Consider the following 25,813-nt stretch of genomic DNA (forward strand, 5'->3'; position numbering starts at 1 on the left):
GCCATGGCGCCGCTCATGGAGCCGCTGACGGTACTGATTGCCGAGGACAGCGCCGCGGACCGGCTGCTGCTTTCCAGTATTGTCCGTCGTCAGGGGCACGAGGTGCTGACGGCGGCCAATGGCGCCGAAGCGGTCGAGGTCTACCGGCAGCAGCGTCCGCAGCTGGTCTTGATGGACGCGATGATGCCGGTCATGGACGGTTTCGAGGCGGTTCGGCAGATCAAGCAGTTGGCCGGGGAAACCCTGGTGCCGATCATCTTTCTCACCTCGTTGACCGAAAGCGAAGCGCTGGCGCGATGCCTGGAGGCGGGCGGCGACGACTTTTTGGCGAAACCCTATAACCAGGTGATTCTTTCCGCCAAGATCAAGGCGATGGATCGTTTGCGTCGCTTGCAGGCAACAGTGCTTGAGCAGCGCGACCTGATCGCCCGGCATCACGATTACCTGCTCAACGAGCAGCGCGTGGCCAAGGCTGTGTTCGACAAGGTGGCGCATTCCGGTTGCCTGAGCGCGCCGAATATCCGTTACCTGCAATCGCCTTATGCACTGTTCAATGGCGATCTCTTGTTGGCCGCCTTCACGCCGGCCGGCGACATGCATGTGTTGCTCGGAGATTTTACCGGCCATGGCCTGCCTGCTGCGGTCGGCGCCATGCCACTGGCAGAGGTTTTCTATGGGATGACCGCCAAGGGCTTCGGTCTGGCGGAAATCCTGCGGGAGATGAACGCCAAGCTCAAACGCATTCTGCCAGTGGACATGTTCTGTTGCGCGACCCTGTTGTCGCTGAGCTTTCAGCGCCGTTCCGTGGAAGTCTGGAACGGCGGGATGCCGGATGGCTACCTGCACGACCTGGCCAGTGGCGAGCGCCTGCCATTGCCGGCGCGGCACCTGCCGCTGGGGGTATTGAGCCCGGAAACCTTCGATGACCGCACGGAAGTTTTTCCAATGGCCGTTGGTGATCGGGTGTTTCTGCTTTCCGATGGGGTGATCGATACCTGCGATGCCAGCGAGCAGCTGTTTGGGATCGAGCGGCTAGAGCGGGTGTTTGCCGCCAATCGTCAGCCTGATCTGTTATTCGAGGAAATCGAGCAGGCATTGCGAGACTTTCGCGGGGAGGCCCGTGACGACGTCAGCATGGTCGAAGTCAGCCTGTTGCAGGCCGCGCAACTCAGTCCTCCAGCGATGGTGTACTCCGACAGTGGGCAGTCCTGCCCGCTGGACTGGTCGGTCAATTTCGAATTTCGTGCTGCGACGCTCAAGCGTTTCAATCCATTGCCCTATCTGTTGCAGTTGCTGCTGGAGGTGCATGGTCTGCGCACTCAGAGTGGTGCCCTTTATGGGGTGCTGGCGGAGCTCTACTCCAACGCGCTGGAGCATGGCGTACTGGGGCTGGAGTCGAGCATCAAGCGCGATGCGTCAGGTTTTGCCCGTTACTATCGGCAGCGTAATGAGCGTCTGGAGGCGCTGGAGGACGGCTATGTCAGGGTTCAGTTGCGGGTGACGCCGCAAGGGGCTGGCGGGCGTCTGGAGATCCAGGTCGAAGACAGCGGGGCGGGCTTTGATGTGCAGCGGGTGATGGCCCGGCCTGTCGATGGCGACCGATTGTCGGGGCGTGGCGTCAGTCTGATCCGCCAGTTGAGTCGCAGTGCGAGCTGGTCTGACGATGGTCGCAGTGCTCGCGTGGAGTTTTTCTGGGAGGCTCTGGCATAATTCGCGAATTCTTGATCAAGGAGCGAGCAAGTGACTGACATTCATCTGGACCCTGAAGTACTGAGTGCGCTGCAGGAGGTGATGGAGGATGAGTACCCCATCCTGCTGGAGACTTTCCTGCATGACTGTGAAGAGCGTTTGAGTTGCCTGCACGCGACCGACGACCCGCAGCAACTCGTCAGCACGGCTCACAGCTTCAAGGGCAGCAGCAGCAACATGGGGGCCAAGCGGCTGGCTGAGCTGTGCGATGAGCTTGAGCAGTGTGCCAAGGCTTCGCCGCCCATGGGGATCGAACAGCTGGTGGAAGACATCGCGGGTGAGTTCGCCATCGTCCGGCGTCTTTACAGCGAAGAGCGCCAGCGATTCCATTGCTGATTTTTCAGGTTTTGGCAGATCTGGCCTAACCCTTGCAGGTAAGTCTTCCAACTGTACCTACGATCCCAGTGCAGCGGAGACCGTTTATGCCCCTTACCCCCAACATGCTGATTCAGGCCGCCGCGCAGGCCAAGACTCAGGCTGCCACTGCCAATCCGTCGCCAACGGCCATCGACACTGGGGCGAACACCACCAGCTTCGCCCAGGTCTTTGCCCAGGAAACTACTGCAAAACCCGCCGTGACAAGCGACGGGCCTGCCAAGCCGGGGCGCGACAAAGCCTCGGACAGTGCCGGTAATAAGGACGTCCCTGCCGACAAGTCTGCCGCCGTGCAGCCGGCTGTTGCCGATAACGGCAAATCCTTGCCCGCCGATAAGCCGGTAGTCAGTGATGACAGCGCGACCACAGACGACACCGTGAAGACTGACGCGCCTGTAGCGGACAGTGCGCCGGTTGATCCGGCTGTCGATCCTGCCTTGTTGCCGGTGGTGCAGCCGACGTTGCCTGTCGCCGATGTGCAGGCGCCGCCCGTGGTTGTGCCGACGCCGCAGGTTGAAGCGCCGCCCGCGGCCGTGGCCAGTGCGGTGCAGGCCCCGGTAGTCGCGCCCGTGGTCGACCCGGATTTCAATCCGCATGCCGACCCGTTGGACTCCCTGCCGGCTGTGCGCCTGGCGATGGAGCAGGGTGGTCATGTCTCGGCCGCCAGTCAGGCTCAGCCCAAAGCTGCACCGCCCCAGGCGGAAGGTGAGCTGACGTCCGCGCAAACCTTCGCCAGCGGCATGGCCAGCATGCTTGAGGTTCAAGTCGACAAGGACAGCACCAGTCAAGGGGGCGAAAAAGCCTTCAGTGGTCTGATCAATGATGGCCTCAAGGATCTGAAGTCGGCGAGCAGCGATACCCGTGTCGATGACTTCGCCAACCGTCTGGCGGCGCTGACCCAGGCGGCGACACCGAAAACCGCCAATGCGTTGCCGGTGAACCAGCCAATCGCCATGCATCAGAGCGGCTGGACGGAGGAAGTGGTCAACCGCGTCATGTACCTGTCGAGTGCCAACCTCAAGGCCGCCGACATTCAGCTTCAGCCGGCCGAACTCGGGCGTCTGGACATTCGCGTGAACATGATCCCGGATCAGCAGACCCAGGTGACATTCATGAGTGCTCACTCGGGTGTGCGTGAAGCGCTGGAGGGGCAGATGCATCGCCTGCGCGACATGTTCAACCAGCAAGGCATGGGGCAGGTCGACGTCAACGTTTCCGACCAGTCTCGTGGCTGGCAGGGGCAAGGGCAGGACCAGGCTCGGCAAGGACAGGGTGGTCGTGCCAATGCCAGCGGTGGTCAGCTTGACTCGATGGACGAAGAGCTTGCGACGAGCGTCGCCGAAGTGGCCGCCAATACCACCAGCGTCATTGGTTCCAGCGCAGTCGATTACTACGCCTGATCGCACACAGGACCCTGTGGGGGGGCGGGCTGGTCGGCGTTCCGATGCTCGCGAAGCGCGATAGCGCGGTTTAACAGAGAAACCGCGGTGTCTGCTTCGCGAGCAAGCCCGCACTCGCATTAGATTCATGGCGTTTCATAGAGTGCGTTCATCACGCGTCAGTCAGAGTCATCCCCCTCTCTCGACACTTCTGGCATAACACTTGCTCTTGCCTTGCCGTGCATCTGTGAAAACCCGAATAGTGACGGATTATTGGCATGGCGAAGACCGAAGCAGCAGTGAAAGACCCCGCCGGCAAAGGCAAACTCAAGCTGATCGTAGTGATCGTGCTGGCATTGCTGCTGGCGATCGGTACGTCCGTGGGGGCGACCTGGTATTTCATGCACAGCGCCCAGAGCAAGCCCGAGGCCGCAACGCAGGCAGACAGCAATGTCAAACCGGCCGCGATCTACGAGCCGATGGCGCCAGCGTTTGTGGCCAACTACACCCAGAATGGCCGTCAGCGCTACATGCAGGTGAGCATTACCCTGCTGGCCCGCAACCAGGCGGACCTGGACGCACTCAAAGTCCACATGCCGGTTATTCGCAATAACCTGGTCATGCTGTTCTCCGGACAGAATTTCGACACCCTGGCGACCCCGGTCGGTCAGGAAATGTTGCGTCAGAAAGCTACTGCCAGCGTGCAGGAAGTGGCGCAGAAAGAGGTCGGCAAAGTGGTGATCGACCAATTGCTCTTCACTAATTTCGTACTGCAGTAGGAACACGACATGGCCGTGCAGGACCTGCTGTCCCAGGATGAGATCGATGCGCTGTTGCATGGTGTCGATGATGGTCTGGTACAGACCGATAACGCTGCCGATCCCGGCAGCGTCAAAAGTTATGACCTGACCAGTCAGGACCGGATCGTCCGTGGGCGCATGCCGACCCTGGAGATGATCAACGAACGTTTTGCCCGCTACACCCGCATCAGCATGTTCAACATGCTGCGCCGTTCGGCCGACGTTGCCGTTGGTGGCGTGCAGGTGATGAAGTTCGGCGAGTACGTGCATTCGCTGTACGTTCCAACCAGTCTCAACCTGGTCAAGATCAAGCCGCTGCGCGGTACGGCGCTGTTCATCCTTGACGCCAAGCTGGTGTTCAAGCTGGTGGACAACTTCTTCGGCGGTGACGGTCGTCACGCCAAGATCGAAGGCCGTGAGTTCACCCCGACCGAGTTGCGGGTGGTGCGCATGGTGCTCGAGCAGGCCTTCGTCGACTTGAAGGAAGCCTGGCAGGCGATCATGGAAGTGAACTTCGAGTACATCAACTCCGAAGTGAACCCGGCCATGGCTAATATCGTCGGCCCGAGCGAAGCGGTCGTGGTCTCCACGTTCCACATCGAACTCGATGGCGGTGGCGGTGACCTGCACGTGACCATGCCGTACTCGATGATCGAGCCGGTGCGCGAAATGCTCGACGCCGGTTTCCAGTCGGACCTCGACGATCAGGACGAGCGCTGGGTCAATGCCCTGCGTCAGGACGTGCTGGATGTCGACGTCCCTATCGGTGCCACGGTTGCCCGTCGCCAGCTGCGCCTGCGCGACATCCTGCACATGCAGCCGGGGGATGTAATCCCGGTCGAAATGCCGGAAGAAATGATCATGCGCGCCAACGGCGTGCCGGCCTTCAAGGTCAAGATGGGCTCCCACAAAGGCAACCTCGCGTTGCAAGTGATCGAGCCGATCGAGCGCCGTTAAGGGCGCTCGCACACATTCGCGTTGTTAACTGATTTTTGCCCGTCGAGGAACCCTGATGGCTGACGAACACGATATGAACTCCCAGGACGACCAGGCTCTGGCCGATGAGTGGGCTGCTGCACTGGAAGAAACCGGTGATGCCGGGCAGGACGACATCGATGCCTTGCTGGCGGCTGACGAGCCTGTCTCCAACCGCTTGCCGATGGAAGAATTCGGCAGTATGCCGAAGAACAACGACCCGGTCAGCCTCGATGGCCCGAACCTGGACGTGATCCTGGACATCCCGGTCTCGATCTCCATGGAAGTCGGCAGCACCGATATCAACATCCGCAACCTGTTGCAGCTGAACCAGGGCTCGGTAATCGAACTCGATCGTCTGGCGGGCGAGCCGCTTGACGTACTGGTCAATGGCACGCTGATCGCTCACGGCGAAGTGGTAGTGGTCAACGAGAAGTTCGGCATCCGCCTGACCGACGTGATCAGTCCTAGCGAACGCATCAAGAAGTTGCGCTGAGTGAAAAAGTTTCTCGGCATGGTGCTGGCGTTGCCTGCAAGCGTTTTGGCGTCCGAACCGGTGGCTCAGGTCGTGGCGCCGGTCGCCAAAAGCGGCATCGCTGGCCAGTTGACCCAACTGGTATTGGGTTTGCTGCTGGTGCTGGGGCTGATCTTCCTGTTGGCCTGGCTATTGCGCCGGGTCCAGCAGGCGGGTCCTGCCGGCAAAGGGCAGGTGATCGAGCTGATTGGCTCGCGGGCCCTTGGGCCGCGTGATCGCCTGGTGCTGGTGCAAGTGGGGAGCGAGCAGATCCTGCTCGGCCTGACGCCCGGTTCGATCACCCCGTTGCACGTCCTCAAGGAGCCGGTGCAAGTGCCGAGCACCGAGCAGGCGACCCCCGAGTTTGCTCAGCGCCTGATGGAGCTGTTGGGCAAGGATCAGAAGGATAAGAAGTAATGGGTGCGTTGCGCATCGTGTTGACGCTGGCCCTGATGTTGGCCGCGCCGCTGGCGTTTGCCGCCGATCCGTTGTCGATTCCGGCGATCACCCTGGGAACGGGTGCCGACGGGCAGCAGGAATACTCGGTCAGCCTGCAAATTCTGCTGATCATGACGGCGCTGAGCTTTATTCCGGCGTTTGTCATGCTGATGACCAGTTTCACCCGGATCATCATCGTCTTCTCGATTCTGCGTCAGGCCCTGGGCTTGCAGCAGACGCCGTCAAACCAGATCCTCACTGGCATGGCGTTGTTCCTCACCATGTTCATCATGGCGCCGGTGTTTGATCGGGTGAATCAGGATGCCTTGCAGCCGTACCTGGCGGAAAAACTCTCCGCACAAGATGCTGTCGCCAAGGCGCAGGTGCCAATCAAGGACTTCATGCTGGCCCAGACGCGCAGCAGCGATCTTGAGCTGTTCATGCGCCTGTCCAAGCGCACCGATATTGCGAGCCCGGATCAGGCGCCGCTGACCATTCTGGTTCCGGCCTTCGTGACGTCGGAGCTGAAAACCGCGTTCCAGATCGGTTTCATGATCTTCATCCCGTTCCTGATCATCGACCTGGTGGTCGCCAGTGTGCTGATGGCCATGGGTATGATGATGCTGTCGCCGCTGATCATTTCGTTGCCGTTCAAGATCATGCTGTTTGTGCTCGTGGATGGCTGGGCGCTGATCATCGGTACGCTGGCGGGCAGTTTCGGTGGCGTTTAAACCTTGTTTGCGGGTAGTGCGTAATGACTCCTGAAGTCGCGGTAGACCTGTTTCGTGAGGCGCTCTGGCTGACCACCATGATGGTCGCAGTGCTGGTAATCCCTAGTTTGCTGGTGGGGTTGCTGGTGGCGATGTTTCAGGCGGCCACCCAAATCAACGAACAAACCCTCAGTTTCTTGCCGCGATTGTTGGTGATGCTGGTGACGCTGATCGTCGCCGGTCCATGGTTGGTGCAGACCTTCATGGAATACATCCAGCAGTTGTACGGCAGCATTCCGCAGTTGATCGGCTAAGCCATGTCATTGCTGGCGCTGACCGACGCGCAAATCAGTACCTGGGTGGGTAGCTTCATGCTGCCGCTGTTTCGCGTGGGTGCGGTGCTGATGACCATGCCGATCTTCGGCACGACCCTGGTGCCCAAGCGCGTGCGGTTGTATTTCGCGCTGGCGATCACGGTGGTCATCGTGCCGGGCCTGCCGCCGATGCCGCAGGTCAATGCGCTGGACCTCGGTGGCCTGCTGCTGATTGCCGAACAGGTGATCATCGGTGCGTTGATGGGGTTTGCGTTGCAGCTGTTTTTCCAGGCCTTTGTGGTTGCCGGGCAAATCATTTCGATTCAGATGGGTATGGGGTTCGCCTCGATGGTCGACCCTACCAACGGCGTGTCTGCGGCGGTGATCGGGCAGTTCCTGACGATGCTGGTGACGCTGTTGTTTCTGGCGATGAACGGGCACCTGGTGGTGTTCGAAATCCTCACGGAAAGTTTCACCACGTTGCCGGTCGGCAGCGCCATGCTGGTCAATCACTTTTGGGAGATGGCCGGCAAGATGGGCTGGGTGCTGGGGGCGGCCATGTTGCTGGTACTGCCGGCGATTACTGCCCTGTTGGTGGTCAACATCGCCTTCGGTGTGATGACCCGTGCCGCGCCGCAGTTGAACATCTTCTCCATCGGTTTTCCGCTGACCCTGGTGCTGGGCATGGTGATCTTCTGGGTCACTTTGGGCGACATTCTCAATCAGTATCAGCCGCTGGCCTCCGAGGCCTTGCAGTTGTTGCGCGACATGGCACGGGCGCGCTGAGCCATGGCCGAGAGCGAGAGTGGTCAGGACAAGACAGAAGACCCCACGGAGAAGCGCAAGCAGGACTCCCGTGACAAGGGCGAGATTGCCCGCTCCAAAGAGCTCAACACCCTGGCAATCATGCTTGCGGGGGCGGGCGCGCTGCTGATTTATGGCGGCGGTCTGGCGCAGGACCTGCTGGAAATCATGCGCCTGAATTTCTCCCTGCCGCGCGAGGTGTTGCTCAGTCCGGGCGCCATGGGGCTATATTTGCTGCACTCGGGCAAGATTGCGATCATCGCGGTCCAGCCGGTGCTGCTGACGCTGTTGCTCGCGGCGTTTCTTGGGCCGATTTCGCTGGGTGGCTGGCTGTTTGCCGGCAAGAGCCTGGCGCCCAAATTCAGTCGAATGAACCCGGCTAACGGTCTCAAGCGAATGTTCTCCTCGACGGCGATTATCGAACTGCTGAAGGCGTTGGCGAAGTTTTTGTTGATCCTGTTCGTGGCGCTGACGGTATTGCGTTCAGACATTGATGATTTGCTGCGTATTGCTCACGAGCCGTTGGAGCAGGCAATCATCCACAGTGTGCAGTTGGTGGGCTGGAGCACGTTGTGGATGGCGTGCGGTTTGATTTTGATCGCGGCGGTCGACGTGCCGGTCCAGCTGTATCAGAGCCATAAAAAGTTGCTGATGACCAAGCAGGAAGTGCGCGACGAGCATAAGGATCAGGAGGGTAAGCCGGAGGTCAAGCAGCGGATTCGTCAGTTGCAGCGTGAAATGTCTCAGCGTCGCATGATGGCGGCCATTCCCGAGGCTGACGTGATTATCACCAACCCGACTCACTACGCCGTGGCGCTCAAGTACGACTCTGAGAAGGGCAGTGCGCCGGTGTTGCTGGCCAAGGGTACTGATTTCCTGGCGTTGAAAATTCGTGAAATCGCCGTGGTCAACAACGTGCTGCTGCTCGAATCGCCAGCGCTGGCGCGTTCGATCTATTACTCCACCGAGCTGGAAGAAGAAATCCCGGGCGGGCTCTATCTGGCGGTTGCCCAGGTACTGGCCTACGTCTACCAGATCCGCCAGCATCGCGCGGGCAAGGGCAAGCGCCCGGAACCACTGGCCGACCTGCCGATTCCGCCGGACCTGCGTCGCGATTCCTGACCCTTGTGTTGAATAATCCGCCCTCATCGCGGGCAAGTCGGGTCGCGATGGCTTAAGCCCGGTCAGCAAAAAATCCAGTCCCTGAAGCGCTCTATTTCCGTCCTTGGCAAAAGTTGGAAGGCTTCTTGCAGTAGCCGCCCTGCGCCTGCTTCAGGCGTCAAAAGTTTGCTTTAAGGAACGAGGAAAACCGGTGGATCGCTCTCAGTTAATCAACAATGCCCGCAGCAACCTGGCAGACCTCAGTCGAGGCAATCTGGGTGTGCCGCTGTTGCTGTTGGTCATGCTGGCCATGATGATGTTGCCGGTCCCGCCGTTCCTGCTCGACGTGTTCTTCACGTTCAACATCGCACTGTCGATTGTCGTGCTGCTGGTTTGCGTTTACGCCCTGCGGCCGCTGGATTTCGCGGTGTTCCCGACCATCCTGCTGGTGGCCACGCTGTTGCGACTGGCGCTGAACGTGGCGTCGACCCGTGTGGTGATGCTCCACGGTCAGGACGGCCATGCCGCGGCCGGTAAGGTGATTCAGGCCTTCGGTGAGGTGGTGATCGGCGGTAACTACGTGGTCGGTATCGTGGTTTTCGCGATCCTGATGATCATCAACTTCGTCGTGGTGACCAAGGGTGCCGGGCGGATCTCCGAGGTCAGTGCGCGTTTCACCCTCGATGCGATGCCCGGCAAACAAATGGCGATCGACGCCGATCTGAACGCCGGCCTGATCGACCAGAACCAGGCCAAGCTGCGCCGTATGGAAGTGGCCCAGGAGGCCGAGTTCTACGGTTCGATGGACGGTGCCAGCAAGTTCGTTCGCGGTGACGCCATCGCGGGCCTGCTGATCCTGTTCATCAACCTGATCGGCGGCATGGCGGTCGGTATCTTCCAGCACAACATGACGTTCGGCGATGCGGGCAAGGTTTACGCCTTGCTGACCATTGGTGACGGTTTGGTGGCGCAATTGCCATCACTGTTGCTGTCGACCGCTGCGGCGATCATGGTGACCCGTGCTTCCGGCTCGGAAGACATGGGCAAACAGATCAACCGGCAGATGTTCGCCTCGCCCAAGGCGCTGGCTGTAGCGGCCGGTCTGATGGCGGTCATGGGCCTGGTGCCCGGCATGCCGCACTTTTCCTTCCTGAGCATGGCGGCGGTGGCGGGTGGGGCTGCGTACCTGTTCTGGAAGAAACAAAACACCGTCAAGGTTCAGGCATTGGCCGAGGTTCAGCGTCAGCAGGAACTGCTGCCTTCGCCGGCTCGAGCCATGGAAACCAAAGAGCTGGGCTGGGATGACGTCACGCCGATCGACATGATCGGCCTGGAAGTCGGCTATCGGCTGATTCCGCTGGTGGACCGTAATCAGGGTGGCCAGTTGCTGGCGCGGATCAAGGGTGTGCGCAAGAAGCTCTCCCAGGATCTGGGCTTCCTGATGCCGACCGTGCACATCCGCGACAACCTTGACCTGGCGCCAAGCGCTTATCGCCTGACTTTGATGGGGGTGATCCTGGCCGAGGCCGAGATTTACCCGGATCGCGAGCTGGCGATCAACCCGGGCCAGGTCTACGGCACGCTCAACGGCATTACCGCCAAAGATCCGGCCTTTGGTCTGGAGGCGGTGTGGATCGAGATCAGTCAGCGTGCCCAGGCCCAATCCCTCGGTTACACCGTGGTCGACGCCAGTACCGTGGTGGCTACCCACCTCAATCAGATTCTGTACAAGCACTCCAGTGAGCTGATCGGCCACGAAGAAGTTCAGCAACTCATGCAGTTGCTGGCCAAAAGCTCGCCGAAACTCGCCGAAGAGCTGGTGCCGGGTGTCGTCTCGCTGTCGCAACTGCTCAAGGTATTGCAGGCGCTGCTGGCTGAGCAGGTTCCGGTGCGGGACATTCGCAGCATCGCCGAAGCCATCGCGAACAACGCGTCCAAGAGTCAAGATACCGCCGCGCTGGTTGCCGCAGTGCGCGTCGGTGTGTCGCGCGCCATCGTCCAAAGCATTGTAGGCACTGAGTCTGAGCTGCCTGTGATCACGTTGGAGCCAAGGTTGGAACAAATATTGCTCAATAGTCTGCAGAAGGCAGGACAAGGCTCGGAAGAGGGCGTTCTGCTGGAGCCAAGCATGGCAGAAAAGCTGCAGCGTTCGTTGATCGAAGCCGCGCAGCGACAAGAGATGCAAGGTCATCCAGTGATTCTGCTGGTAGCCGGTCCGGTTCGCGCCATGCTCTCGCGATTCGGACGTCTGGCGGTTCCTGGTTTGCACGTGTTGGCGTACCAGGAAATTCCAGACAACAAGCAAGTGACCATCGTTGCGACAGTAGGGCCCAACGGCTGAGGTAGTGGTTTATGCAAGTTAAGCGTTTTTTCGCCGCCGATATGCGTCAGGCCATGAAACTGGTTCGTGATGAGCTGGGCGCTGATGCCGCCATTATTGGCAATCGCCGGATCGCCGGTGGTGTCGAGCTGACGGCTGCCCTGGATTACAAGCTGTCGGCTCTGGCGCCGCGCGTGCCGAACATTGAGCTCGAAGACGAGTTGCGCAAGACCCAGTCGCGCATTGTCACGGCCCAGGCTGAACTGAGCCTGCGTGGCGACAGCGACGCGAGCACCAATCGGCAGTTGTTCGCCGGTTTGCCGCTGACTGCGGCCGAGCCGTTGATCGAGCCGACCTACGCTGAACCCAAGCGTCCGGCACCTGCCCCTGCGGCGAGCGCTGGCGTTGATCCGCGCGCGTTCGACTCGATGCGTTTCGAACTCAACGGCCTGCGCGAGTTGCTGGAAGTCCAGCTCGGCTCCCTGGCCTGGAATCAGTTGCAAGGCAGCCGTCCGGCCCAGGCCAACCTCTGGCGTCGCCTGCAACGCATTGGCCTGTCTGGCCCGTTGTCCCGCGATCTGCTGGAACTGATCACCGAAATCGAAGAGCCTCGTCAGGCCTGGCGCATGCTGCTGGCGCACCTGGCGCGGATGATCAGCACGCCAGAAATCGAGCCGCTTGAAGAAGGTGGCGTGATTGCCATGGTCGGCCCTGCCGGCATGGGCAAGACCACCACTCTGGCCAAGCTGGCTGCCCGTTATGTGCTCAAGTACGGCGCGCAAAATATCGCACTGGTGAGCATGGACAGCTACCGTATCGGTGCGCAGGAGCAGCTCAAGACCCTGGGCCGGATCCTCAACGTTTCCGTGACCCACGTCGACCCGGGCCAGTCCCTGGCGCAAGCCCTTGATCCGCTGCTGCGCAAGCGTGTGGTGTTGATCGATACCGCTGGCCTGCAAGCCAGCGACCCGGCGCTGCGCATGCAGTTGGAAAGCCTGAACGGGCGTGGCATCAAATCGAAGAATTATCTGGTGTTGGCGACTACCAGCCAGAAACAGGTACTGACCGCCGCTTATCACAGTTACAAGCGCTGCGGGCTGGCCGGGTGCATCCTGACTAAACTGGATGAAACGGCAAGCCTGGGCGAAGTGTTGAGCTTGGCCATCAGTCACGAACTGCCCGTGGCCTATCTCACCGATGGGCCGCGTATTCCGGATGACCTGCACCTGCCGCGCCGCCACCAATTGGTCAGCCGCGCCGTCAGTGTGCAAATGCAGGAAGAACCCAGCGAAGAGGCCATGGCTGACATGTTCGCTGATCTCTACCACAGCCCGACCAAGCGGGTCGGCTGAGGTATTAATGAATAGATTTGTACCTACATCGACGGACTGCCATGCATTGTTCCAGTGTGAACGCGCAGCCAGTTATGTAGCCCGCGTCTAAGCAAGACAAGGTAAAGAAAGAACATGGGCAGCATGCATCCCGTACAGGTGATCGCGGTGACCGGCGGCAAAGGTGGCGTCGGGAAGACTAACGTGTCAGTTAACTTGTCCCTGGCTCTCGCCGAGCTTGGCAGGCGCGTCATGCTGCTGGATGCCGATCTGGGTCTGGCGAACGTCGACGTCCTGCTGGGGCTGACACCTAAACATACCTTGGCCGACGTCATCGAAGGCCGCTGTGAGCTGCGCGACGTATTGTTGCAGGGGCCTGGCGGTATTCGAATCGTTCCGGCGGCTTCCGGTACCCAGAGCATGGTTCACCTGAGCCCGGCCCAGCATGCCGGCCTGATTCAGGCGTTCAGCGATATCGGCGACAACCTCGACGTACTCGTCATCGACACCGCTGCCGGTATTGGTGACTCGGTAGTCAGTTTCGTTCGCGCCGCGCAAGAAGTACTGCTGGTGGTCTGCGACGAGCCGACCTCGATCACCGACGCCTATGCCCTGATCAAACTGCTTAACCGCGATTACGGCATGAACCGCTTCCGCGTGCTGGCCAACATGGCACAAAGCCCTCAAGAAGGTCGCAATCTGTTCGCCAAGTTGACCAAGGTCACGGATCGCTTCCTGGACGTCGCCTTACAATACGTCGGTGCCGTTCCCTACGACGAGAGCGTGCGCAAGGCAGTGCAGAAGCAACGTGCGGTCTATGAAGCCTTTCCGCGTTCCAAGTGCGCGCTGGCGTTCAAGGCCATTGCACAGAAGGTCGATACCTGGCCATTGCCTGCCAACCCGCGCGGGCACCTGGAGTTTTTCGTCGAGCGTCTCGTGCAACAAACGGCAGGACCTGTGCTATGACGGCCAGCGGTTACAACCTTTACAAGAAGTCGGCACGTGACGCCCAGTACGAATTGATCGAGCGCTACGCGCCACTGGTCAAGCGTATTGCCTATCACTTGTTGGCTCGCCTGCCGGCCAGTGTCCAGGTCGAGGATTTGATCCAGGCCGGGATGATCGGCTTGCTCGAAGTGTCAACCAAGTACGACGCAAGCAAAGGTGCAAGCTTCGAGACGTATGCGGGGATCCGCATCCGTGGGGCGATGCTCGATGAAGTACGCAAGGGGGACTGGGCGCCACGTTCGGTTCACCGCAATACCCGCATGGTCAGCGACGCAATTCGCTCGATTGAAGCTAAAACCGGCCGCGACGCTAAAGATCACGAGGTTGCGGCCGAACTCCAATTGAGTCTCGATGATTATTACGGGATTTTGAACGACACCTTGGGCAGCCGGCTGTTCAGCTTCGACGATCTGTTGCAGGACGGCGAGCATGAAGGGCTGCATGAGGATGGCGCGAGTGCTCATCTCGAGCCGTCGCGTGACCTGGAAGACGAACGTTTCCAGGCTGCGCTGGCGGACGCGATTGCCAATTTGCCGGAGCGTGAGCGACTGGTGTTGGCGCTGTACTACGACGAAGAGCTGAACCTCAAGGAAATCGGTGAGGTCCTGGGGGTCAGCGAATCGCGGGTCAGCCAGTTACACAGCCAGTGCGCGGCCCGTTTGCGGGGGCGTTTGGGGGAGTGGCGAGCGCGTTGACAGGCCGTATGGGGCGCTGCGAACGAGGCTGGTACGGCTTAGGCTGAACCGGTCTCGGCCCGTTGTACTCCAGACAGTTGTTGAGTGTTACGCCGGATTGATTGAAATGGCGCGTTCAGGTGCTGAGCGCGTTTAAGACTGCTTGGAGGTCGAATTGGACAAGAACATGAAAATCCTCATCGTTGATGACTTCTCAACGATGCGGCGGATCATAAAAAACCTGTTGCGTGACCTTGGGTTCACCAACACGGTCGAGGCAGACGACGGCACTACCGCCATCCCTGTACTCAACAGCGGCAGCATCGACTTTCTGGTAACGGACTGGAACATGCCTGGCATGACCGGTATCGATCTGCTGCGCCACGTGCGTGCCGATGAAAAGCTCAAGCACCTGCCCGTATTGATGGTGACCGCTGAAGCGAAGCGCGAGCAGATCATCGAAGCCGCTCAGGCCGGTGTTAACGGCTATGTGGTCAAACCCTTCACGGCCCAGGCGTTGAAAGACAAGATCGAAAAAATCTTCGAACGCATCGGTTGATGCATCCGCCACGGGGGAGCTATGGAGCACAACGAATCTTCACAGGGCGATTTTGAATCGACCCTGAAAAAACATGCCCGCGAACTGGTCGACAGCCTTGAAAAAGGCAAGTTCGGCGATGCGGTGCAACTGATCCATGAGCTCAATCAGACCCGTGATCGCGGCCTGTACCAGGAAGTTGGCAAGCTCACTCGCGAGCTGCACAGCGCGATCGTCAATTTTCAGATTGACCCGCACATGCCTCAAGCCGAGGAAGTGTCGCAGATCACGGATGCCACCGAACGCCTGTCCTATGTGGTCAAGCTGACCGAGGCTGCGGCCAACCGCACCATGGATCTGGTCGAGAACAGCACCCCGCTGGTCAATGGCCTGAGCACTGATGCCCAGGCCTTGAGTGCGGACTGGGGCCGGTTCATGCGGCGTGAAGTCGGTGCCGAGGAATTTCGTGAGCTGGCAAGACGCGTTGACGGTTTCCTGACGCGCAGCGTCGAGAACACTCACGTCGTGTCGAACAACCTCAATGACATTCTGCTGGCTCAGGACTACCAGGACCTCACCGGGCAAGTCATCAAGCGTGTGACCCAACTGGTCACCGAAGTCGAAAGCAATCTGCTCAAACTCGTACTGATGGCCAGTCAAGTCGACCGCTTTGCAGGCATCGAGCATGACCGCGAAGCGATGTTGGCCGAAAAAGATCCACAAAAACATCTCACGCAGGGTGAAGGTCCGCAGATTCATGCCGATAAACGTGAAGACGTTGTGTCCGGTCAGGACGATGTGGACGATTTGCTTTCCAGCCTTGGATTTTAGGTTTAGACCTGTAGGAGCACCCCATTAATGAGCTTCGGCGCCGATGAAGAGATCCTTCAGGATTTCCTGGTTGAGGCCGGCGAGATTCTAGAGCAACTGTCCGAGCAACTGGTCGAGCTTGAAAGCCGACCGGATGATGCGGACTTGCTCAATGCAATTTTTCGCGGTTTTCACACTGTAAAAGGGGGCGCCGGCTTCCTCCAGCTCAACGAGCTGGTGGAGTGCTGTCACATCGCCGAAAACGTGTTCGACATCCTGCGCAAGGGTGAGCGTCGCGTCGACTCGGAATTGATGGACGTGGTTCTCGAAGCGCTCGACGCGGTGAACAGCATGTTCAGCGAAGTCCGCGAGCGTTCACCGATCACGGCAGCAACGCCGGAGTTGCTGGCGGCGTTGGCTCGCCTGGCCGAACCGGCTTCGGCCGACGTTGCGCCTGTGGTCGAAGAAGTGGTGGAAGCGCCAGTCGCGGAAAGCGAATCGGGCGACATCACCGACAACGAATTCGAACAACTGCTCGACTCGCTGAATGCGGTCAAGGAGCAGGCCGAGGCCCCAGTGGCTGCGGCAGAACCTGCTGCGCCGGGCAGTGATGAAATTACTGATGCCGAGTTCGAGTCCTTGCTCGATCAACTGCACGGCAAAGGCCAGTTCGCGGCGGATGCCGTGGTAGCACCGGCAGCGCCGGCGGCACCTGTATCGACGCCAGCCAATACCGACATCACCGACGACGAATTCGAAGCACTGCTCGACCAGTTGCACGGCAAGGGTAACTTTGCCGTTGAAGCACTGGATTCGGCGATTGCTTCGGTTCCTGCACAAGCAGCGCCAACGGCGGCTGCGGCCGGCAGCGACCTGATCTCCGATCACGAGTTCGAGTCGTTGCTCGACGAGTTGCACGGCAAAGGCAAGTTCACCGAAGTGGCCGGTTCGGCCACGGCGGCAGTGGCTGCGCCTGTTGCCAAGGCAGCACCAAAACCGGTGGCCAAGGCGCCAGAAGCCAAAGCCCCGGAAGCCAAGGCTGAAGCACCGAAAGCTGCTGCGCCAGCAGCCGCGCCTGCACCGGCTCGTGCTGCGGCGACGCCGCCGCCGGAAAAGCCGACCAGTGAAGCCGAGACCACCGTGCGCGTCGATACCGCGCGGCTCGACGAAATCATGAACATGGTCGGCGAGTTGGTACTGGTGCGTAACCGCTTGGTCCGTCTGGGCCTCAACAGCGGTGACGAAGCCATGTCCAAGGCCGTGTCGAACCTCGACGTGGTTACCGCCGACCTGCAAACCGCGGTCATGAAGACCCGGATGCAGCCGATCAAGAAGGTCTTCGGGCGCTTCCCGCGTCTGGTTCGTGACCTGGCGCGTCAGCTCAAGAAAGAGATCAACCTGGAGTTGGTCGGTGAAGAAACCGACCTCGACAAGAACCTCGTCGAGGCCCTGGCCGACCCACTGGTCCACTTGGTGCGCAACGCGGTCGACCACGGTATCGAGTCGCCGGAAGAACGCGAAGCTTCGGGCAAGTCCCGTGGCGGCAAGGTCATCCTGGCGGCCGAGCAGGAGGGTGATCACATCCTGCTGTCGATCTCCGATGACGGTAAAGGCATGGACCCGAACGTCCTGCGCGCCATCGCGGTAAAACGCGGCGTGATGGACAAGGATGCTGCCGACCGTCTGAGCGACACCGAGTGCTACAACCTGATTTTCGCCCCGGGTTTCTCGACCAAGACCGAGATCTCCGACGTATCCGGTCGTGGCGTGGGCATGGACGTGGTGAAAACCAAGATTTCCCAGCTCAACGGTTCGATCAACATCTATTCGACCAAGGGCCAGGGCTCGAAGATCGTCATCAAGGTCCCGTTGACCCTGGCGATCATGCCGACCTTGATGGTCATGCTGGGCAACCAGGCGTTCGCGTTCCCACTGGTGAACGTCAACGAGATCTTCCACCTCGACCTGTCGCGTACCAACGTGGTCGATGGCCAGGAAGTGGTGATCGTGCGCGACAAGGCGCTGCCACTGTTCTACCTCAAGCGTTGGCTGGTCAGCTCTGCCGCTCACGAAGAGCAGCGCGAAGGCCACGTGGTGATCCTTTCGGTAGGCACCCAGCGGATCGGCTTTGTCGTCGATCAACTGGTCGGCCAGGAAGAAGTGGTCATTAAGCCATTGGGCAAAATGCTCCAGGGAACCCCGGGCATGTCCGGCGCCACCATTACCGGTGACGGCCGCATCGCGCTGATTCTCGATGTTCCGAGCATGCTCAAGCGTTACGCCGCACGGCGTATTTGATTCTGGTGGGGCGGGGCCGCAGAGGTCCCGCTGCGCCTAACGGAGTGTTTATGGCAGTCAAAGTCCTGGTGGTGGACGATTCGGGGTTTTTCCGCCGCCGCGTCTCGGAAATTCTTTCAGCGGATCCGAGCATCCAGGTTGTCGGTACGGCGACCAACGGTAAAGAGGCGATCGATCAGGCCCTGGCCCTCAAGCCAGACGTGATCACCATGGACTACGAGATGCCGATGATGGATGGCATCACGGCAGTGCGGCACATCATGCAGCGCTGCCCGACGCCGGTGTTGATGTTCTCCTCGCTGACGCATGAAGGTGCCCGGGTAACCCTCGACGCACTGGACGCTGGTGCGGTGGATTTCCTGCCGAAGAATTTCGAAGACATCTCGCGCAATCCCGAGAAGGTCAAGCAACTGCTGTGCGAGAAGGTTCACAGCATCTCGCGCAGTAACCGTCGTTTCAGTGCCTACAGCGCTCCGGCGCCGACTCCGGCTGCCGCGCCTGCACCTGCGCCAGTCACGTTTGGCGGCAGTGCTCCAGCGCGCCCGGCACCGTCGGCTGCGCCAGCACCGGCCCGTGCAGCGGCGGCCAGCCCTTCGTCGCCGGCACCCAAGCGCAAATCCTACAAGCTGGTGGCCATCGGTACGTCCACGGGCGGCCCGGTTGCACTGCAGCGGGTGTTGACTCAGTTGCCGGCGAACTTCCCGGCGCCGATCGTGCTGATCCAGCACATGCCGGCGGCCTTCACCAAGGCCTTCGCCGAGCGGCTGGACAAGCTGTGCAAGATCAGCGTCAAGGAAGCCGAGGATGGCGACATCCTGCGTCCAGGCCTGGCCCTGTTGGCGCCTGGTGGCAAGCAAATGATGGTCGATGGCCGTGGCGCGGTGAAAATCCTGCCGGGCGACGAGCGTCTGAACTACAAGCCGTGCGTGGACATCACCTTCGGTTCGGCGGCTAAATCCTACGGCGACAAAGTTCTGGCGGTCGTATTGACCGGCATGGGCGCCGACGGTCGTGAAGGCGCGCGCCTGCTCAAGCAGGGCGGCAGTGCGGTCTGGGCTCAGGATGAAGCCAGCTGCGTGATCTACGGCATGCCGATGGCGATCGTCAAAGCCAACCTGGCGGATGCGATCTACGGGCTCGACGAGATCGGCAAGCACCTGGCCGAGGCTTGTATCTGATGGATGTGTTAAGCCTTATCGGGATCATCATGGCGTTCGTCGCCATTATTGGTGGCAACTACCTGGAGGGTGGTCATCTCGGTGCCTTGGCCAACGGCCCGGCAGCGTTGATCGTGCTGGGCGGGACCATCGGCGCTGCGTTGTTGCAGTCGCCGATGAGCGCCTTCAAGCGTGCCATGCAGATCCTTGGCTGGATCCTGTTTCCGCCTCACGTCGATCTGGCCGGTGGCATCGATCGCGTGGTGAACTGGAGCCTGACCGCCCGCAAGGAAGGTTTGCTGGGGCTGGAAGGGGTGGCGGACGCCGAACCCGACAGCTACTCGCGCAAAGGCCTGCAACTGTTGGTGGACGGTGCCGAACCGGAAGCGATTCGCAGCATCCTGGAAGTGGACTTCTACACCCAGGAAAGCCGTGACATCGAGGCCGCGAAAGTCTTTGAAAGCATGGGCGGCTACGCGCCGACCATCGGCATCATCGGTGCGGTGATGGGCCTGATTCACGTGATGGGCAACCTCGCCGATCCGTCGCAACTGGGCAGCGGTATTGCCGTGGCGTTCGTCGCGACCATCTACGGCGTGGCCAGCGCCAACCTGGTGCTGTTGCCGATTGCCGCCAAGCTCAAGTCAATCGCATTGCGGCAGTCACGTTATCGCGAAATGTTGTTGGAAGGCATTCTGTCGATCGCCGAAGGTGAAAACCCTCGCTCCATTGAGTTGAAGCTTCAGGGCTTCATGGATTGATGGGAGACATGGATCATGGCACGTCGTCGCCAACCTGAAGAACATGTAAACCATGAACGTTGGCTGGTTTCGTACGCCGACTTCATTACGTTGCTGTTCGCTTTCTTCGTCGTGATGTACTCGATCTCCTCGATCAACGAGGGCAAGTACAAGGTGATTTCCGAGGCGCTGATCGGCGTGTTCACCGACTCGGACCGCGCCCTCAAGCCGATTCCGATCGGTGACGAGCGACCGAAGACCGTCACCCCGGCACAGCCTCTGATCAAGGACAGCGACCAGATCGACGCTGGCATCAGTCAGGCCAGCAAGGACCCGCTCAAAAGCATCGCCGATGACATCAGCGCAGCGTTTGGTGATCTGATCAGCTCCAATCAGATGACCATTCGCGGCAATGAACTGTGGGTCGAGATCGAATTGAACTCCAGCTTGCTGTTCGGCAGTGGCGACGCCATGCCGAGCGACATCGCGTTCAACATCATCGACAAGGTCGCGGCGATCCTGAAGCCGTTCGATAACCCGATCCACGTCGAAGGCTTCACGGACGACCAGCCGATCCGCACCGCGCAGTACCCCACCAACTGGGAGCTGTCTTCGGCGCGTTCGGCGAGTATCGTGCGGATGCTCGCCATGCAGGGTGTGAACCCTGGGCGGCTGGCCTCGGTCGGGTATGGCGAGTTCCAGCCGGTGGCCAATAACGCCACCACCGAAGGCCGGGCGCGCAATCGCCGTGTGGTGTTGGTGGTGTCGCGCAACCTCGATGTACGTCGCAGCCTGACCGGCACCGGCACCGCCCATGCGACGCCTGATGCGGCATTGAAGCGTGCTGGCACACAAACTGCACCGACGCCCGTCAAGTCGCCGGGACGCGAGAGTGCCGTCAATTCTCCGTCACCCGCTTTGTAACTCAGCTATTCCTCGGTCGGGCCTGCCCGACCGAGAGGAACAATTTGAATGAGAGTCTGGGCAGTTGCCAATCAAAAGGGTGGTGTTGGTAAAACCACTTCCTCCATCGCTTTAGCCGGGTTGCTGGCTGAGGCGGGCAAGCGCGTGGTTGTGGTCGACCTCGACCCCCACGGCTCCATGACCAGTTACTTCGGCTATGACCCTGACAGCCTGGAGCACAGCTGCTACGACCTGTTCCTGCACAAGGGCACCGTGCCGCAAGGCTTGCCCGGTCAGTTGCTGATGCCCACCAGCGACGAACGTATTTCCCTGTTGCCGTCGAGCACCGCGCTGGCCACCCTTGAGCGTCAGTCGCCGGGCCAGAGTGGCCTGGGGCTGGTGATCGCCAAGAGTCTGGCGCAATTGTGGCAGGACTTCGATTACGCCGTGATCGACAGCCCGCCGTTGCTCGGTGTGTTGATGGTCAACGCCCTGGCGGCGAGCCAGCAATTGGTGATCCCGGTGCAGACCGAACACTTGGCCGTCAAAGGCCTGGAGCGCATGGTCAACACCCTGGCGATGATCAACCGCTCGCGCAAACAGGCGCTGCCGTTCAGCATCGTGCCGACCCTGTTCGACCGCCGGACCCAGGCGTCCCTCGGGACGTTGCGGGTGTTGCGCGACAGATTCCCCGACGATATCTGGCAGGGTTACATTCCGGTCGATACCCGTCTGCGCGATGCGAGTCGCGCCGGTCTGACCCCTTCACAGTTCGATGGCAAAAGCCGCGGTGTGTTGGCGTATCGGGCCTTGCTCAAACACTTGCTGGCCCAGCAACTTGCTCCGCAGGTGGCTTGAGGTGAACCTCTACTCAAGCCAGCCGTCGATGCTGCCGATAACCTCTGAAGGCCATTGGGTTGAGGTTTTTTCATGGGCATCCCTATGAACCGTCCTGTCGAAATCAAGACCCGGCCGCAACTGGCGCTGCAATCCTATCTGGATTCGCTGCTGCAAGAGGCGACCGAGGAACTGCCGGTCACGCTTGAAGCGTTGCCCGAGGTGGTCGAGCCTGAAAGCACCCTGGATGAGTTCCAGGCGGCGGTTCTTGAAGAGCAGGCACGCGACGCACAAAAAACGGCAGCCGTGGTTGCCCCGGTAGTTGCCCCGGTTGCGGCGCCCGTTGCCCCGGTTGTGCCTGCGCCGGTGGTCGTGCCTGTGCTTGAGGCGCCTGCACCAGTCATGGCGCCTTCGCTGGTTGCGCCGTTGTTGCAGGCACTCGTGCCGCCGGTGGTTGAAGTTCATCTGCCGCCGAGCAACACGCCACCTCCCGTGGAGAGCGACGGGCGTCCGTCGTGGGCTGCCGAGCCGTTCGAATGCCTGTTGTTCGATGTGGCCGGGTTGACCCTGGCGGTGCCGCTGGTGTGCCTGGGTTCGATTTACTCGCTGGCCGGCCACGAGCTGACGCCGTTGTTCGGCCAGCCGGAATGGTTCCTCGGGATTTTGCCGAGCCAGGCCGGCAACCTGAAAGTGCTGGATACCGCGCGCTGGGTCATGCCGGATCGTTACCGCGACGACTTCCGCCAGGGCCTGCAATACGTGATCTCGGTTCAGGGTTATGAGTGGGGGCTGGCGGTGCATCAGGTCAGCCGCTCGTTGCGCCTGGACCCGAATGAAATCAAATGGCGCACCCATCGCGGGCAGCGGCCATGGCTGGCCGGTACGGTGATCGAGCACATGTGTGCGTTGCTCGACGTCTCCGCGCTGGCGGAACTGATTGCCAGTGGTGGCGCCAAGCACATGAGTGCGAGCAAGCCGCCACACAAGCCTGCGTGACAAATACAGGGCCGCACGTGGGTGCGGCCTAACAGAACACACACCGCCAACAGCGGTTTTTCGAGGGGTCAGGGTATGAATGATAAGGCGTCGTCTGCAAAGGGTTCCGAAGATCCGATCCTGCAATGGGTAACCTTCAAGCTGGATAACGAGACTTACGGCATCAACGTGATGCGGGTTCAGGAAGTCCTGCGCTACACCGAAATCGCGCCGGTTCCGGGTGCGCCAAGCTATGTATTGGGCATCATCAACCTGCGCGGCAACGTGGTGACCGTGATCGACACCCGCCAGCGTTTTGGCCTGGGTACGGTCGAAGTCAGCGACAACACCCGTATCGTCATCATTGAAGCCGACAAGCAAGTGGTCGGGATCATGGTCGACAGCGTGGCGGAAGTGGTTTACCTGCGTCAGTCGGAAATCGAAACCGCGCCAAACGTCGGTAACGAAGAGTCCGCCAAGTTCATCCAGGGCGTGTGCAACAAGAACAACGAGTTGCTGATCCTGGTCGAGCTGGACAAGATGATGAGCGAAGAAGAATGGTCGGAACTGGAGAGTATCTGATTGATGCTTGAGGTAGCTGTCATTGTCCTGTTCCTCTTTTGGGCAGGCACGCTGGCGATGTTCGTGGCGTACATCCGTGCTCAGCGGCAGATTGCTGCGCAACAGGCTCAGGGTGATGTGCTGCGCGACCAGCGCATCAAGGACCTGGGCAAGCGCGTCGACGATTACCAGAACGGCACGGTGCGCATGGGTGAAGACCTGCACGAGTTGCGCGCCGTCGTCGGGCCCTTACCGGACAAGCTTGCCCAGCTGGAGCAGCGCGATCCGTCCAGCCTGTCATTCGCTCAGGCGGCTCGCCTGGTGGGGATGGGCGCGAGTGTCGATGAACTCACTCAGTCCTGCGGGTTGACCCAGGCCGAGGCCGAGTTGATGAGCAAGTTGCACAAGAGCTAAAAGCAACTGCGCGAGTCTGGCGACGGTTGAACAATTGTGGCGAGGGAGCTTGCTCCCGCTGGGCTGCGAAGCGGCCCTGAAACCTACAATTTGGATTCCGTCATGTTTTGCGACTGCTGCGCAGTCGAGCGGGAGCAAGCTCCCTCGCCACATTGAGCTTGCAGCGCCTGCTTGATCAGTAATCATCCCCGCGTTCTGTCACATCCTTCTCCAGCATCCCTGCGTGCGTGTCATGGCCTTCAGGAAACTTGCCCTTGAGTTTCCACGCAAACGCAATGATCTCGGCAATCGTGCGATACAACTCCTCGGGGATACTGTCCCCCAGCTCCATGCGCGCCAGTAGCTTCACCAGCTCGGCGTTCTCATAGATCGGCACTTCACACTCGCGAGCGATTTTCAGGATGGCTTCGGCCAGTTCGTCATCGCCTTTGGCGGTGAGGGTTGGCGCGTGTTGGCCGTCGTACTTGAGGGCGATGGCCTGGCGTGGCGGGTTGGCGTTGTTCATGCGGTTTCGTCGACCCAGCGTTGTTCGAGACGGGTTTTTGGACCTTGTGGTGGCGTGCCGAGGTGGCAATCCAGGTCGCCGACGTTCAGGCCTGATGTGCGCAGCTGTTCACGCAACTCATACAAATGACTTTCGATCAGGCTGGCGGTGTATGGGCGCTCGGCCCAGAGTTGACCGCTGAGTTTGCCCTGAGCCAGTTGAGCCTGAATCTGCAGTGGGCCCAGCGGCTCCATATCGAACGCCAGTTCTACCCGCCACAGCCGCTCTTTGGGTTCGCCGCGTTCGGCAGGTTTTTGGTCTTTTTGTTTCTCGGGGGCGTCTTCGCGCTGGAATTTGACCTGCAACGGCACCACGTCTTGCAGGTTGCGCATGGGAATTTCCAGTTGCCAGGTGGTTTGCAGGCGACCGTCTTCAGTCATGCCGGTTTGCTCCAGGCTCGACAGCTGATGGCTTTGCAGGCGCGAAACGGCGGCAGCGGCCAAACGCAGCAAATGCTCCAGATCCCCTTCGCCTTCCAGGCTTTGCAGCAACCGTGAGGGCAGGGGGAAGTTGCTCGGCTGCGGTTTGGCGCTGACCTGCCCGAGTGTGCCCAGGGCGCTGCGTACAAAACTCGGTAATGCCTGGGCCAGGGTGTTGGCGGCAATGGTGGCGTTGAAGCTGCTGTTGGCCGGAAGGCCCGGCGCCAGTTGCGCGATCAAACGCAGCAAATTGCCTTTCATGTCGGGCGTGAGGGTTGGGTTTTGTCCGGCCAGCAGTTTGCTTTCCAGAAACATCCCGCTGTTGGCCAGCGCCTGCGCCAGTCCCTTGGGGGTACTCAGTTGTTGCACGTCCGGTAAACCCGCCAGCAACTTGTCGACGGCTGCGCGCAGGTCGGCGGTGTTGGTGTCGGACGGCGGCAGGTTTTGCAGGGTTTTGATCAAACCGTCCAATGAACCCTGACGGCTCTGTTGGGCCAGCAACTGTTGGCTCACCGCCAGTTGTTCCTGACGGCTGGCCAGCGGCACGAAGCTCAAGCTTTGCGAACCCTGCACCAACGCACTGAGCAGGCTGCCGATACGCAAGGGCTGCGGGCTGTCGATGCTCAGCGTGCTGCCACTCAATGCGGTGTTGAGCAGGCTCACCAGCGAACGATAGACCGCCGGTTGCCCGGGCGTTTGCGGCAACACCTGATTGGTCAGTACTTTGCCTTGCAACAGCGTGCCCACCGGCAGTTGCGAGGTGTCGAGGCGGGTGAGGGTGGCGACATTGGCGGCGAGGGCCTGCTGCACGGTGATTGCCAGGGTGCCGGCCGACGGTTGAGTGATCGCCAGTTGTGCGCCCTGGGGCAGCGGCTGAGTGCTGGTGGCTTGCACGGTGGTCTGGCGACCGTTGTCGAGGGTGACCTTGAGCAGCAGTTGAAAGGTCTGGTCGGTCTGCTTGAGCGACAGCACTTCGGCCTTGGCGGTCTGGCCGGCGCTGATCAGGCCTTCCATGGGTGCCAGCAACTTGAGCAGCTCACCGCTGACCACCGGTGGCCGCGGGATGGCCGGCGTGGCTTGTGGCAGCGGGAGGATGTTCATTTCGCCTGTCATCTGGGGTCACAA

The 25,813-nt window shown here is 60.4% G+C and carries 27 protein-coding genes; 25 read left to right on the plus strand and 2 right to left on the minus strand.

Translation table 11 applies throughout. From position 1 onward, the window contains the following. Nucleotides 1-3 precede the first annotated feature (3 nt). The 25 genes from AABM54_RS08145 to AABM54_RS08265 all read left to right on the plus strand — a co-directional run bounded on the left by AABM54_RS08145 (nucleotide 4) and on the right by AABM54_RS08265 (nucleotide 23,725). Nucleotides 4-1,710, plus strand: a complete 1,707-nt coding sequence (locus AABM54_RS08145; protein ID WP_347904770.1) for a fused response regulator/phosphatase — start codon at nucleotides 4-6, stop codon at nucleotides 1,708-1,710. Between the two features lie 30 nt (nucleotides 1,711-1,740). After that, on the plus strand, nucleotides 1,741-2,085 hold the full coding sequence (locus AABM54_RS08150; protein WP_347904772.1) for an Hpt domain-containing protein: 345 nt from the start codon (nucleotides 1,741-1,743) through the stop codon (nucleotides 2,083-2,085). A gap of 86 nt (nucleotides 2,086-2,171) precedes the next feature. Continuing rightward, on the plus strand, nucleotides 2,172-3,524 hold the full coding sequence (locus tag AABM54_RS08155; protein ID WP_347904774.1) for a flagellar hook-length control protein FliK: 1,353 nt from the start codon (nucleotides 2,172-2,174) through the stop codon (nucleotides 3,522-3,524). Between the two features lie 257 nt (nucleotides 3,525-3,781). Next, nucleotides 3,782-4,282 carry a flagellar basal body-associated protein FliL gene (gene fliL / locus AABM54_RS08160; RefSeq protein WP_347904775.1) on the plus strand — a complete coding sequence of 167 codons (501 nt, stop codon included), beginning with the start codon at nucleotides 3,782-3,784 and terminating at the stop codon, nucleotides 4,280-4,282. A 9-nt stretch (nucleotides 4,283-4,291) separates the two neighbouring features. Continuing rightward, complete coding sequence (gene fliM, locus AABM54_RS08165) at nucleotides 4,292-5,260, plus strand: flagellar motor switch protein FliM (RefSeq protein WP_347904776.1); 969 nt, start codon at nucleotides 4,292-4,294, stop codon at nucleotides 5,258-5,260. A 55-nt stretch (nucleotides 5,261-5,315) separates the two neighbouring features. After that, nucleotides 5,316-5,774 carry a flagellar motor switch protein FliN gene (fliN, locus tag AABM54_RS08170; RefSeq protein ID WP_347904778.1) on the plus strand — a complete coding sequence of 153 codons (459 nt, stop codon included), beginning with the start codon at nucleotides 5,316-5,318 and terminating at the stop codon, nucleotides 5,772-5,774. Next, nucleotides 5,775-6,209: a flagellar biosynthetic protein FliO gene (gene fliO, locus AABM54_RS08175; RefSeq protein WP_347904779.1), complete on the plus strand. Its 435-nt coding sequence runs from the start codon at nucleotides 5,775-5,777 to the stop codon at nucleotides 6,207-6,209. Further along, the gene (gene fliP / locus AABM54_RS08180; RefSeq protein WP_347904780.1) at nucleotides 6,209-6,961 is read left to right on the plus strand and encodes a flagellar type III secretion system pore protein FliP; all 753 of its coding nucleotides are present in this window, start codon (nucleotides 6,209-6,211) and stop codon (nucleotides 6,959-6,961) included. Before fliO ends, fliP begins: the two co-directional genes overlap by 1 nt. 23 nt (nucleotides 6,962-6,984) lie before the next feature. Further along, on the plus strand, nucleotides 6,985-7,254 hold the full coding sequence (fliQ, locus tag AABM54_RS08185) for a flagellar biosynthesis protein FliQ (RefSeq protein ID WP_347904781.1): 270 nt from the start codon (nucleotides 6,985-6,987) through the stop codon (nucleotides 7,252-7,254). 3 nt (nucleotides 7,255-7,257) lie between these two features. Then, on the plus strand, nucleotides 7,258-8,040 hold the full coding sequence (fliR, locus tag AABM54_RS08190; protein WP_347904782.1) for a flagellar biosynthetic protein FliR: 783 nt from the start codon (nucleotides 7,258-7,260) through the stop codon (nucleotides 8,038-8,040). A gap of 3 nt (nucleotides 8,041-8,043) precedes the next feature. Continuing rightward, nucleotides 8,044-9,180 (plus strand): flagellar biosynthesis protein FlhB, encoded by a 1,137-nt coding sequence (flhB, locus tag AABM54_RS08195; RefSeq protein WP_347904783.1) that lies wholly within the window; start codon nucleotides 8,044-8,046, stop codon nucleotides 9,178-9,180. Between the two features lie 190 nt (nucleotides 9,181-9,370). Next, nucleotides 9,371-11,500, plus strand: a complete 2,130-nt coding sequence (gene flhA, locus AABM54_RS08200; RefSeq protein WP_347904784.1) for a flagellar biosynthesis protein FlhA — start codon at nucleotides 9,371-9,373, stop codon at nucleotides 11,498-11,500. A gap of 11 nt (nucleotides 11,501-11,511) precedes the next feature. After that, nucleotides 11,512-12,831: a flagellar biosynthesis protein FlhF gene (flhF, locus tag AABM54_RS08205; RefSeq protein ID WP_347904785.1), complete on the plus strand. Its 1,320-nt coding sequence runs from the start codon at nucleotides 11,512-11,514 to the stop codon at nucleotides 12,829-12,831. A gap of 114 nt (nucleotides 12,832-12,945) precedes the next feature. Then, nucleotides 12,946-13,776 (plus strand): flagellar synthesis regulator FleN, encoded by an 831-nt coding sequence (gene fleN / locus AABM54_RS08210; RefSeq protein ID WP_347904786.1) that lies wholly within the window; start codon nucleotides 12,946-12,948, stop codon nucleotides 13,774-13,776. Further along, entirely contained in the window at nucleotides 13,773-14,513 is a 741-nt protein-coding gene (gene fliA, locus AABM54_RS08215) for an RNA polymerase sigma factor FliA (protein ID WP_007894214.1), read from the plus strand. The genes fleN and fliA overlap by 4 nt, the downstream gene beginning before the upstream one ends. A 166-nt stretch (nucleotides 14,514-14,679) precedes the next feature. Further along, nucleotides 14,680-15,051 (plus strand): chemotaxis response regulator CheY, encoded by a 372-nt coding sequence (locus tag AABM54_RS08220; protein ID WP_024012118.1) that lies wholly within the window; start codon nucleotides 14,680-14,682, stop codon nucleotides 15,049-15,051. Nucleotides 15,052-15,072: 21 nt separating this feature from the next. Next, nucleotides 15,073-15,861, plus strand: a complete 789-nt coding sequence (locus AABM54_RS08225; protein WP_347904787.1) for a protein phosphatase CheZ — start codon at nucleotides 15,073-15,075, stop codon at nucleotides 15,859-15,861. A gap of 27 nt (nucleotides 15,862-15,888) precedes the next feature. Next, nucleotides 15,889-18,138 carry a chemotaxis protein CheA gene (locus tag AABM54_RS08230; RefSeq protein WP_347904788.1) on the plus strand — a complete coding sequence of 750 codons (2,250 nt, stop codon included), beginning with the start codon at nucleotides 15,889-15,891 and terminating at the stop codon, nucleotides 18,136-18,138. Nucleotides 18,139-18,188: 50 nt separating this feature from the next. Further along, nucleotides 18,189-19,316, plus strand: coding sequence for a chemotaxis response regulator protein-glutamate methylesterase (locus AABM54_RS08235; RefSeq protein ID WP_347904789.1), 1,128 nt, complete (start codon nucleotides 18,189-18,191; stop codon nucleotides 19,314-19,316). Next, nucleotides 19,316-20,056 carry a flagellar motor protein gene (locus AABM54_RS08240; RefSeq protein WP_347904790.1) on the plus strand — a complete coding sequence of 247 codons (741 nt, stop codon included), beginning with the start codon at nucleotides 19,316-19,318 and terminating at the stop codon, nucleotides 20,054-20,056. The genes AABM54_RS08235 and AABM54_RS08240 overlap by 1 nt, the downstream gene beginning before the upstream one ends. Nucleotides 20,057-20,071: 15 nt before the next feature. Continuing rightward, nucleotides 20,072-20,959 (plus strand): flagellar motor protein MotD, encoded by an 888-nt coding sequence (gene motD / locus AABM54_RS08245; RefSeq protein WP_347904791.1) that lies wholly within the window; start codon nucleotides 20,072-20,074, stop codon nucleotides 20,957-20,959. Nucleotides 20,960-21,007: 48 nt separating this feature from the next. Next, nucleotides 21,008-21,796, plus strand: a complete 789-nt coding sequence (locus tag AABM54_RS08250) for a ParA family protein (RefSeq protein ID WP_347904792.1) — start codon at nucleotides 21,008-21,010, stop codon at nucleotides 21,794-21,796. Between the two features lie 84 nt (nucleotides 21,797-21,880). Next, a complete protein-coding gene (locus AABM54_RS08255) occupies nucleotides 21,881-22,771 on the plus strand; it encodes a CheW domain-containing protein (protein ID WP_347904793.1) in 891 nt (296 codons plus the stop codon). Between the two features lie 75 nt (nucleotides 22,772-22,846). Then, nucleotides 22,847-23,332 carry a chemotaxis protein CheW gene (locus AABM54_RS08260; protein ID WP_019692361.1) on the plus strand — a complete coding sequence of 162 codons (486 nt, stop codon included), beginning with the start codon at nucleotides 22,847-22,849 and terminating at the stop codon, nucleotides 23,330-23,332. Next, complete coding sequence (locus AABM54_RS08265; RefSeq protein ID WP_347904794.1) at nucleotides 23,333-23,725, plus strand: DUF2802 domain-containing protein; 393 nt, start codon at nucleotides 23,333-23,335, stop codon at nucleotides 23,723-23,725. A gap of 175 nt (nucleotides 23,726-23,900) precedes the next feature. On the opposite strand, the gene AABM54_RS08270 is transcribed toward AABM54_RS08265, so the two are convergent. Both AABM54_RS08270 and AABM54_RS08275 read right to left on the minus strand, forming a co-directional pair. Continuing rightward, complete coding sequence (locus AABM54_RS08270) at nucleotides 23,901-24,230, minus strand: EscU/YscU/HrcU family type III secretion system export apparatus switch protein (protein WP_347904795.1); 330 nt, start codon at nucleotides 24,228-24,230, stop codon at nucleotides 23,901-23,903. Further along, nucleotides 24,227-25,801 (minus strand): flagellar hook-length control protein FliK, encoded by a 1,575-nt coding sequence (locus AABM54_RS08275; protein WP_347904796.1) that lies wholly within the window; start codon nucleotides 25,799-25,801, stop codon nucleotides 24,227-24,229. Before AABM54_RS08275 ends, AABM54_RS08270 begins: the two co-directional genes overlap by 4 nt. Between the last annotated feature and the right edge of the window lie 12 nt (nucleotides 25,802-25,813).

Source organism: Pseudomonas purpurea (assembly GCF_039908635.1).
In the GTDB taxonomy this organism is placed as follows: Bacteria; Pseudomonadota; Gammaproteobacteria; order Pseudomonadales; family Pseudomonadaceae; genus Aquipseudomonas; species Aquipseudomonas purpurea.

What these genes read in the sequence shown, in the direction of transcription:
- AABM54_RS08145 (WP_347904770.1), top strand. Translation starts at nt 4, where the DNA reads ATGGCGCCGCTCATGGAGCCGCTGACGGTACTGATTGCCGAGGACAGC.
- AABM54_RS08155 (WP_347904774.1), top strand. Translation starts at nt 2,172, where the DNA reads ATGCCCCTTACCCCCAACATGCTGATTCAGGCCGCCGCGCAGGCCAAG.
- fliL (WP_347904775.1), top strand. Translation starts at nt 3,782, where the DNA reads ATGGCGAAGACCGAAGCAGCAGTGAAAGACCCCGCCGGCAAAGGCAAA.
- fliM (WP_347904776.1), top strand. Translation starts at nt 4,292, where the DNA reads ATGGCCGTGCAGGACCTGCTGTCCCAGGATGAGATCGATGCGCTGTTG.
- fliN (WP_347904778.1), top strand. Translation starts at nt 5,316, where the DNA reads ATGGCTGACGAACACGATATGAACTCCCAGGACGACCAGGCTCTGGCC.
- fliP (WP_347904780.1), top strand. Translation starts at nt 6,209, where the DNA reads ATGGGTGCGTTGCGCATCGTGTTGACGCTGGCCCTGATGTTGGCCGCG.
- fliQ (WP_347904781.1), top strand. Translation starts at nt 6,985, where the DNA reads ATGACTCCTGAAGTCGCGGTAGACCTGTTTCGTGAGGCGCTCTGGCTG.
- fliR (WP_347904782.1), top strand. Translation starts at nt 7,258, where the DNA reads ATGTCATTGCTGGCGCTGACCGACGCGCAAATCAGTACCTGGGTGGGT.
- flhB (WP_347904783.1), top strand. Translation starts at nt 8,044, where the DNA reads ATGGCCGAGAGCGAGAGTGGTCAGGACAAGACAGAAGACCCCACGGAG.
- flhF (WP_347904785.1), top strand. Translation starts at nt 11,512, where the DNA reads ATGCAAGTTAAGCGTTTTTTCGCCGCCGATATGCGTCAGGCCATGAAA.
- fleN (WP_347904786.1), top strand. Translation starts at nt 12,946, where the DNA reads ATGGGCAGCATGCATCCCGTACAGGTGATCGCGGTGACCGGCGGCAAA.
- fliA (WP_007894214.1), top strand. Translation starts at nt 13,773, where the DNA reads ATGACGGCCAGCGGTTACAACCTTTACAAGAAGTCGGCACGTGACGCC.
- AABM54_RS08220 (WP_024012118.1), top strand. Translation starts at nt 14,680, where the DNA reads ATGAAAATCCTCATCGTTGATGACTTCTCAACGATGCGGCGGATCATA.
- AABM54_RS08225 (WP_347904787.1), top strand. Translation starts at nt 15,073, where the DNA reads ATGGAGCACAACGAATCTTCACAGGGCGATTTTGAATCGACCCTGAAA.
- AABM54_RS08230 (WP_347904788.1), top strand. Translation starts at nt 15,889, where the DNA reads ATGAGCTTCGGCGCCGATGAAGAGATCCTTCAGGATTTCCTGGTTGAG.
- AABM54_RS08235 (WP_347904789.1), top strand. Translation starts at nt 18,189, where the DNA reads ATGGCAGTCAAAGTCCTGGTGGTGGACGATTCGGGGTTTTTCCGCCGC.
- AABM54_RS08240 (WP_347904790.1), top strand. Translation starts at nt 19,316, where the DNA reads ATGGATGTGTTAAGCCTTATCGGGATCATCATGGCGTTCGTCGCCATT.
- motD (WP_347904791.1), top strand. Translation starts at nt 20,072, where the DNA reads ATGGCACGTCGTCGCCAACCTGAAGAACATGTAAACCATGAACGTTGG.
- AABM54_RS08250 (WP_347904792.1), top strand. Translation starts at nt 21,008, where the DNA reads ATGAGAGTCTGGGCAGTTGCCAATCAAAAGGGTGGTGTTGGTAAAACC.
- AABM54_RS08255 (WP_347904793.1), top strand. Translation starts at nt 21,881, where the DNA reads ATGAACCGTCCTGTCGAAATCAAGACCCGGCCGCAACTGGCGCTGCAA.
- AABM54_RS08260 (WP_019692361.1), top strand. Translation starts at nt 22,847, where the DNA reads ATGAATGATAAGGCGTCGTCTGCAAAGGGTTCCGAAGATCCGATCCTG.
- AABM54_RS08270 (WP_347904795.1), bottom strand. Translation starts at nt 24,230, where the DNA reads ATGAACAACGCCAACCCGCCACGCCAGGCCATCGCCCTCAAGTACGAC.
- AABM54_RS08275 (WP_347904796.1), bottom strand. Translation starts at nt 25,801, where the DNA reads ATGACAGGCGAAATGAACATCCTCCCGCTGCCACAAGCCACGCCGGCC.